The organism is Syntrophomonas zehnderi OL-4, assembly GCF_000983115.1.
Lineage (GTDB): Bacteria > Bacillota > Syntrophomonadia > Syntrophomonadales > Syntrophomonadaceae > Syntrophomonas_B > Syntrophomonas_B zehnderi.
The window spans coordinates 211,830-220,460 of sequence record NZ_CGIH01000026.1 but is presented as its reverse complement, the minus strand read 5'-3'; the positions used below and the strand labels follow the sequence as shown (position 1 = coordinate 220,460).

At 45.8% G+C, this 8,631-nt stretch carries 8 protein-coding genes; 1 reads left to right on the top strand and 7 read right to left on the bottom strand.

Features of this window, described 5'->3' with window-relative positions; translation table 11 throughout:
• Window positions 1-70 precede the first annotated feature (70 nt).
• The gene (locus tag AAV90_RS07355; RefSeq protein WP_046497158.1) at window positions 71-1,429 is read left to right on the top strand and encodes an MATE family efflux transporter; all 1,359 of its coding nucleotides are present in this window, start codon (window positions 71-73) and stop codon (window positions 1,427-1,429) included.
• A gap of 19 nt (window positions 1,430-1,448) precedes the next feature.
• On the opposite strand, the gene AAV90_RS07350 is transcribed toward AAV90_RS07355, so the two are convergent.
• From AAV90_RS07350 to AAV90_RS07320, 7 genes are all read right to left on the bottom strand, one after another.
• A complete protein-coding gene (locus AAV90_RS07350) occupies window positions 1,449-2,540 on the bottom strand; it encodes a tetraprenyl-beta-curcumene synthase family protein (RefSeq protein WP_052729658.1) in 1,092 nt (363 codons plus the stop codon).
• Window positions 2,540-3,496 (bottom strand): polyprenyl synthetase family protein, encoded by a 957-nt coding sequence (locus AAV90_RS07345; RefSeq protein ID WP_052729657.1) that lies wholly within the window; start codon window positions 3,494-3,496, stop codon window positions 2,540-2,542. Before AAV90_RS07345 ends, AAV90_RS07350 begins: the two co-directional genes overlap by 1 nt.
• A gap of 850 nt (window positions 3,497-4,346) precedes the next feature.
• Window positions 4,347-5,084, bottom strand: a complete 738-nt coding sequence (locus tag AAV90_RS07340) for a type 1 glutamine amidotransferase (RefSeq protein WP_046497156.1) — start codon at window positions 5,082-5,084, stop codon at window positions 4,347-4,349.
• Between the two features lie 33 nt (window positions 5,085-5,117).
• A complete protein-coding gene (locus AAV90_RS07335; protein ID WP_046497153.1) occupies window positions 5,118-6,509 on the bottom strand; it encodes a MurT ligase domain-containing protein in 1,392 nt (463 codons plus the stop codon).
• Window positions 6,510-6,581: 72 nt separating this feature from the next.
• The gene (locus AAV90_RS07330) at window positions 6,582-7,775 is read right to left on the bottom strand and encodes a glycosyltransferase family 4 protein (RefSeq protein WP_046497151.1); all 1,194 of its coding nucleotides are present in this window, start codon (window positions 7,773-7,775) and stop codon (window positions 6,582-6,584) included.
• 156 nt (window positions 7,776-7,931) lie between these two features.
• On the bottom strand, window positions 7,932-8,243 hold the full coding sequence (locus AAV90_RS07325; protein WP_207642053.1) for a TraR/DksA C4-type zinc finger protein: 312 nt from the start codon (window positions 8,241-8,243) through the stop codon (window positions 7,932-7,934).
• 74 nt (window positions 8,244-8,317) lie between these two features.
• Entirely contained in the window at window positions 8,318-8,626 is a 309-nt protein-coding gene (locus AAV90_RS07320; protein WP_479725402.1) for a DUF5665 domain-containing protein, read from the bottom strand.
• Window positions 8,627-8,631 lie beyond the last annotated feature (5 nt).

Genomic DNA, 8,631 nt, shown 5'->3' with positions numbered 1-8,631 from the left:
CCTTCCTTCCCCCCATCCCCAAAATAAGCTAGAATAAACTGATAACTGCAGATTTTTAAGGAGCACTTTTATGCTGATTTTAAAGGACTATGCTCTGCGGACGCAGATTTTTAAAACGGCCGGCCCGGCTATGGTGGAAATGGTTATGTATATGGTAATCGGCCTGGTGGATATCGCCGTGGTGGGGCGGTTGGGAGCGGCACCGCTGGCGGCTGTGGGGCTGGGCGCGGAGATCTTTTTTTCGGTTATATTGTTTTTGGAGGCTTTGGCGATTGGGTCGGCGATTCTGGTAGCCCAGGCCAAGGGGGCGGGCAGGATGGAGGATGCCGGTGAAGTGGCCGGACATACTTTTTTATTGTCTATCGTCCTGGGATTGTTGGTAGCCTTCCTGGGAATCAGTTTTGCCCCGGATATTCTAAATCTTTTTGCGGTAGAGAAGGCGGTCTACGATCAGGCTTTAAACTATCTGCTGATTACTTTTTTAATTTCTCCCCTGGCCCTGGGTCTGTATATGGCTCATTCGATTTTTCGGGGATTAGGCCGCACAGATATTCCTATGATTATTGCCTTAGCGGTAAATATCGTTAATGTAGTCGGGGACTTTGTCCTGGTATTTGGATTGTGGGGGTTCCCGCGCATGGAGGTGGCCGGGGCGGCTTTGGCTACTTCTCTGGCTCATGTGGTAGGTTTTATATTGGCAGCCTTGTTTCTCTTTAACGGCAAAAGCGGTTTGCGGGTTAATCTAAGAGATGTTTTTAAAGTTAATCTATCTACTTACCGGAAAATTTTTCACCTGGGAATCCCCAGTCTGGCAGAGCAACTTTTTTTTACCCTGGCTAATCTGGTTTCCTTGTTTTTAATCGCTTACTTGGGAACTCTGGCGTTTGCTTCTCATCAGTTGGCTATTACGGTGGAATCGGTTTCCTATATGCCTGGTTTTGGGATTGCAGTGGCGGTTACAGCCCTGGTAGGGCACGCGGTCGGTGCTCAGGATAAGCAGGCTTTGCAGAAAGCAGCTCGGGGAAGTATGGAATTTGCATTGCTGTTTATGGGGATGTTTACCCTGTTTTTTGCCCTGCTGCCTAATCAGATTGCGGCTATTTTTACCAATGATCCTGATGTTATAGCTTTATCTGCAGTGCTTATCCGCATTGCGGCTATTGAACAAGTGGGTATAGCGCTTAGCAGTGTTATCAGCGGTATATTGAAGGGTTCTGGGGATACCCGCACTCCCATGGTAATTAGTACGTTGTTTTTCTGGTGTTATCGCCTGCCGCTTATGTATTTGTTTATACGGATTTGGGGGTTCCAGATTGCTTACGTATGGCTTATATTTATCAGTGATTGGCTGCTCAGGGGGTTGACTTTTACAGTGATTTATCGCCGGAAGAAATGGCTTAAGCGGGCACTGCCGCAAAACGCAGGGTAACCTTAATGAGGACAGCGCCTTAGAAAAATCTCCTGACAACGGAACAAAGGTAATAGATTAAATACGTGCTCTGGCCTGACTGGCTCAATAAAGTGCGGGCCTTTTGCTGATATTCCTGGATTTTGATTTTAGGGTCGGATAAGTATAAGGCTAAAAGGCCTTCCACAACGGTTTTGGCAAAAACCGGATCATCTAAACAGACGGTCTGTTGATGGGCCTGGCGGACAAAATACCCTAGCCGGTACAACATATCTGTGTCGTCCGCATAATAAAATGTAAAATTTAAGTCACCGCCTTCCCGATCTTCCTGTTGATCGATAAAATAATCCAGCAAAATATGTAAACCGCAGATCCAGGGAAAATAGGCCTTAAGAATATGCTGAATTTCTTCTGGATCTACCCTGCTTCGACCGGCTAACGCCATCAGGGCGAATATGGCTAAAGTGGAGCCGCTGGCGGCGGCAAACTCCTGCCAGCGGATACCGGGGTATTTGGGCAAATTGCCTTCCGCCCACTTAATAAGGATACTTTCACGCTGCTCAGGATCAAGGTGCTTTTTTACCTGCAGGTTAATATACCATTGGGCCAGGCTGACCATGTCATCCTGAACCATTTGAAATGTTGGCAGGTCTTTTAGATAGTTGCGGCAACAATCCACCAGCTTGTCCAGATAACCTCCATCGTCCTGATTAGGATAATATTGATAATAATCGCTTTTTCCCCGATCAGGTTGCAGGGCATCCAGCAGCGAGACATGCAATTTTAAAAAGGCCTGCCCGTCCAGACAATCATTGCGGTCGCAAAGATTATCCAAATAATCGCAAATAGTCTGATAGGCTACGATTAATCGGATAAGTTCTTTTTCCTTTTGGCCTGCATTTACTGCGAATACGGCCCCGCCGTAGCAGTGAAAATCCTTGTTGTTAATACTGTTTAAGGCCTGGGTTTTAAGAACCGGATCAACACAAAGGCGGGCTTGCTGACGCCATCTATTTAATTCTTTTTTTACCAACGGCAGGGTTTTAAATATGTAATGATACATGATCCTTGCTTGCCGATGGGTACTGGATCTCGCATATACGGTCTCGGTTTGAGTCATACTGACGTTCATTAACTGCTTGCCCCTTTTGCTTCCATAGTGTTATATGAACTCAGACTTTTATAATAATCGTCCAGCAGGTAAGCGGCCATATCTATTATTTCCTTACGGGCAGGAGTGGCCGGCAATTCATTTAGGCCGGCAATTCCTCGTGCTAAAAACCTGCGGGATAGATTTAAAGAGTATTCAATGCCGCCGCTTTTTTTTAGTATCTGCACAATTTCCATTATCCCCTGTGAGTCAAGGGGTTTGGTTTGCAGGTGGTTTTTGAGCTGATAACCGTAATGGGGATCTTTTAAGGCATATATCACCGGCAGGGTGATATTGCCCTCCAAAAGATCGCTGCCGCAGGGCTTGCCTAAGAGACTGCTTTCGGACAGGAAATCCAACAGGTCATCAATAATTTGATAGGCGTAGCCCAGGCAAAGTCCGAACTGTTCCAAGGCCTTTATGCCTGAAGCAGGCATGGAACTAGCCAGGCCTCCGACCTTGCAGCATAAAGCAAACAGGCAAGCGGTTTTGCCATGGGTCTTTTCTATATATTCATCTTCACTTATATCCAGATTATAGGCCAGTGACATCTGTTTAATCTCCCCGGCACACATGGTTTTGATCGTGCTGGTCAGCCCATCCAGTATTTCTTTCTGATTGTGGCGGTTGACTAAATTGAAAGCTGAAGCAAAGAGGTAGTCGCCGGTTAACACGCTGGCCTGATTGCCCCAGCGGCTGTTTAAACTCTCCCGTCCCCTTCTGAGCTGGGCCTGATCAATTACGTCATCGTGTATCAGAGACGCCAGATGAACCAATTCGATAGCAACAGCAACATCAGTGACCATTACGGGATCATGTGGATACAGGGAGGCAGCCAGGAAAACCAGCCGCGGACGCAGCATCTTGCCTTGACTCTCCAATAGGTCATTAATTATCTCCTCTATAAAATTATGGTTACAGGTAAGAACTTCCCGCATACGCTGATTTACCAGCTCAGCTGGGAAAGGATACCGGGTCAGGGTCTTATTATCCAGGCAAATAGCAATACACCCCACTTTTTAACGGGAATTATTTACAAACGGGTTAGTAATATACCCGGCAAGTCATGCCGGGAGGTTCCCGCAGGTATGGCAGATATTACTTATAGCTTTGCCTGAGCGGATTCTTTTTATACCTTATCAAGCCACCCCGCGTACCCGCAGGACACAACCTGGAAAATTATAGCGTGATTGGGAGGGGAAAGCTATGTTTCCCAGGTTCCCGGCGGAAGCTGAAGCTTCCGCTACGGGAAGTAGTGTGGTAATTTAGGCTTGGGATGCGGAAGCTGAAGCTTCCGCTACGGAAGGTGCTGAAGTTGCCGCTAACGGGAAGTAGTGTGGTAATTTAGGTTTGGGATGCGGAAGCTGAAGCTTCCGCTACGGGAAGTGCTGAAGCTTCCGCTAACGAGAAGTAGTGTGGTAATTTGGGCTTGGGCTGCGGAAGCTGAAGCTTCCGCTACGGGAAGTGCTAAAGCTTTCGCTAACGGGAAGTAGTGTGGTAATTTAGGCTTGGACTGCGGAAGCTGAAGCTTCCGCTACGGGAAGTGCTGAAGTTGCCGCTAACGGGAAGTAGTGTGGTAATTTGGGCTTGGGCTGCGGAAGCTGAAGCTTCCGCTACGGGAAGTGCTAAAGCTTTCGCTAACGGGAAGTAGTGTGGTAATTTAGGCTTGGACTGCGGAAGCTGAAGCTTCCGCTACGGGAAGTGCTAAAGCTTTCGCTAACGAGAAGTGCTGAAGCTTCCTCTACGGGAAGTAATTAAGGCTGTCGCGAAAATCCGCGTGATCTGCGTTTATTTTCCCGCTAATATGCGATTTTTCACCTGTTGGTGGGCAAAATTTTCAATCGTATCATCGAGGGGTTCAGAAAGGGTGATTCCTCTGCGTTGGGCCATGGCCTTGATGAGAAAATCAGCGACATGGGGATTTTTGGGCAGCAGCGGACCATGCAGATAAGTGCCGATTAGATTTTTATAGCGGATACCTTCGCGGCCGTCTTCTCCATTGTTGCCATACCCTTTAACGACTGTGCCGAAAGGTTTAAGCTGCTCATCATCAAAGTAGGTTCGGCCGCCATGGTTTTCAAAGCCGACTACCGTTTTCAGCTCGCCTTCTAATTCACTCTCCAGGAGAATATTGCCGATCAGACGTTCCTTCTGACCAAGGGTGTGTAAATCAAAAAAGCCTAAGCCGTTCAGGACCGTTCCTTCATGGGATTGATAACTGGTGCCCAGCAATTGATACGCCCCACAAACAAACAGGGCGGGCAGGCCATCTTCTATCTCCTGCATCAGCTTATCGGCTTTAACCAACAGATCATTATATACCAAACCCTGTTCCCGGTCTGATCCGCCTCCCATGAAAAGCATATCTATCCTCTGGAAATCGAGCCTGTCATTATGGTTAACGGTGCGCACTTCACATTGATGCCCATACCAGCCAATCCTTTTTTCCAGGCAGACCATATTGCCTCTATCTCCATAGAGGTTCATCAAATTTGGATACATATATGCGATAACCAGGCTTTCCATATTTCTTTCCTTTCGTTAAATGTGGACGGACTTCTAACCGCTTTGTCTCTGGTACTGGGACTGGTTCGATTGCCGCTTAGCTTTCGTTTGCATTTTGAGCAGGATTTGACGACAGGTAAAAAGAGCCGTGTAGGTGCTTAGAATATACGCGGTATCGTTGGATCCTTCGACAGCCCTTGCAATGCCTTCCTGCAGACGAGTTTTAATCACTATTCTCGCGGGATCAAAACCGGCATATTTGGCGCGTACAGCTATATCACCACTGCGCAGTCCGGAACAAATCAAATAATTTATATCCTCCTGCCTGTTAGCCAGTATTTCCAGATCCGCGTCCCAGATCCAGGATATATCGCGTCCATCGGCTGCATTGTCATTTAAAGCCATGAAAACATTTTTATTAGCGGTTTCCTGGGTAAGTGCAACCAGGGATTGGTTCAGGCCGGTAGGATTTTTCACCAGTATCAGCAGCACCGTCTTGCCGTTAATTATAAATTTCTCCATTCTGCCTGCCTGGGGGTGGTAACTACTGATAGCGGTCTGAATGGTTTCATCAGGAAATCCCATGCGCTTGGCCAGAGATACAGCGGCCAATATATTATAGGCGTTATAAAAACCCTGGTAGGGACTTTGTATCGGCAGGTTATTGACCTGAAAAGAAATGGCGGGCGACAGATTTAAACCATGGGCGCTGAAGTCGCGTGCCGGATTTTGATTTTGACATTGGGGACAGGAATATTTGCCTAACTGGGCATAATGGAAGCGCTCATAGACGAGTTCATGACCGCAAAAAACGCAGTGGCGTCCCTCCCGGCTTTCGGCACTGGCAATATCATCGTAAACGGTATCATCAAAGCCAAAATACCAACAGTTTAGGCCGGTCTGGTTTTGAAAATGAGAAACCAGGGGATCATCAGCATTAAGGATTAATTCAATATCCGTATCTTGTACCGCTTCCTTAATAATATTGATGGTATTATCTAATTCGCCAAACCGATCCAATTGATCCCGGAAAAAATTCGTAATGAGCAAGGCTTTAACCGGTATTTCCTGTAACAGGAGGGGCACATTGGCCTCATCAACTTCCAATAATCCATAATCAAATTCTCTTTTTCCGCTCAGGTTGGTAGCTTGAATGAAAGCGGTGGTAATACCGGTTATCATATTGGCACCAGCCCTATTGTGAACATAGCTAAAATTATTTTCTTTTATTATCTCGGCCATCATATTGCTGGTGGTGGTTTTACCATTCGTACCAGTAATTATAACGGTCTCACGAAGGATATTTCCGGCCAGTTCGGTGAGGATAGGGGGATAAATTCTGCGGGCCAGGCGGCCAGGAAAATTAGTTCCTTGGTTACCGGCCAGACGGCTGAAGAAAATAGCCATTTTACCGGCCAGAATAGCTAAGTACAATCGAATTTTCATATGTATAAATACCTCTTAGATGGACGGTGAAAAAAATCCCCTGTCCTTATTTGCATATTGGCATCTATGGCCTTAATTGCCAAACCAGGAGCCGATATCAAGAAAACGGTTAGAGCGGTAGATGCGTTGTTCAAGTAATTTTGTGTATAATTTTTCCATTTTAAGAGCCATACTGCGTGAAGACATCATTTCCGCTTTGCGGTAGGCGTTACCCTTTAATTCATCATAGAGATCTTTATCGACTAAAACCTTGCAGACGGCGGCCACAAACTCATCCATATCTTCATTGGTAAGGATTCCATCCAACCCGTCATCGACCATGTCCTGCACTCCCGATGCCCGTACGGCGACTACCGGCAAACCGGCGGCCATTGCCTCAGTGACGACCAAACCTTGGGTTTCTGTAAGTGAGGCGAATACGAAAAGATCTGCCGAGTGATATACGTCTACCAGGGTTTCAAATGGCAAGGCACCGGTAAATATGACATCACTTCCGGTTAGCCCCAGGTTTTTGCACAGGCTTTTTAATTCAGCTTCCATTGGCCCCTGCGCAGTCAATACCAGGGTTGTGTCGGGTATTTGCATTTTGATTTTTTGAAATGCCTTAATTAAAAAGGGCAGATTTTTTTCTTTGGTTAATCTTCCTACGAAAAGCAGGATTTTATTTTGTTCGGGAATATCATAGTTTTCTCGTAACCAACTCGAATTAGCGCCTTCAAATTTATAGAGCGGTATCCCGGTAGGTATTACCGTAATAGGTTTATTAACCTCGAATTCTCTTATGATCTCCAAAATATCCTGAGAAGGTACGACAACATGGTCACAGTGGTTGCAAAATGAACTGCTGTATTTTATGGTAACTTCTTTAGCCAGATCCTGAGCTAACGGGACATAATGAACATATTGGTCGTAACGGGAATGATAGGTTATTACCAAGGGGATGTTGTACTTGCGGGCGTAATGCAACCCTACCCGCCCCATGGTAAAGGGCGATTGGACATGAATAATATCCATTCTAAGTTTTTTTACTATCATATTTAGACCTGGATAAACCGGAACTGCCAAGGTGTAATCGGGGTTTGTCGGTGAAGGCACTGAAAAAAAACGAAAAACATTATCCTCGGTATCATTATAGTTAGGGTAGCTGGGAGCAAAAATATATACTTCATGTCCCAGGCGAGTCATTTCTTCTTTGAAGGTTGAGATGGAAGTGACCACGCCGCTGGTATAGGGCTTGTAACTGTCCGTGAAAATACCTATTCTCACAGCGCCAACCTCCTTTGGCATCATTATTAAAGACAAGCTAAAACTGTTGCGCTGACTATGACAACGTTATTCTTCATACAATTCATAACCGGCTACCTGGAAACTCTCCCCGCGGTCCGACATCAAACCTGGTTCAGCCGGTACTTCATTATTGATCTAGTCGTAGTAGTGGGCACATTGCGAACAGACCGTTGTGCTGACGAGCCTTTTAAGCCGCTGCGGTTCTATGGGTTGGCCGCAGATTGAACAAATGGCTCTTTGGCCGAGATCATATCGGTTTAAGGCATCATTGACCTTTTCCAGTTCCAGTTCCAGTAATTCCAATATACCGATATTCTTTTCTCTTTCATATAAATCAGTGGCATTATCTGCCGAATGTTGGTCATAGGATGACAACTCATCTGTCCATTCGCTTAACGGAATCATTATTATTTCCTGCTTATTTTGGATAAGTTGTTCAAGTTGCATTTTTCTGGCCAATATCTGCTGCCGCTCGTCCATTACAAACACCTGTCTTTCATAGATTATTAAAGCGGATAAGGTTATTTTACATACAGCTGGTTTTGCACGATATTGACGATCTCAGCTATAAAACTGCCAATTAAAGGGGTATTTAATACTACCAGTCTTTGTAATATATATATTACCAGGGCAGCCAGAACGGTAAAACCAATAGCCATACCGAACCCCCGCGCCACACCTTGCCAAAAATTCACCCAGAAAAGTCGGCGCGGGTTCTTAATCATCATAACATATTCGGCAATTCCAAGTTTCTCCATATCAAGAGACAACTCATCGATTTTATTGCCCAGCATTTCCAGGTACGTATGATCGTCGGGTTTGCGATCCAATAAAA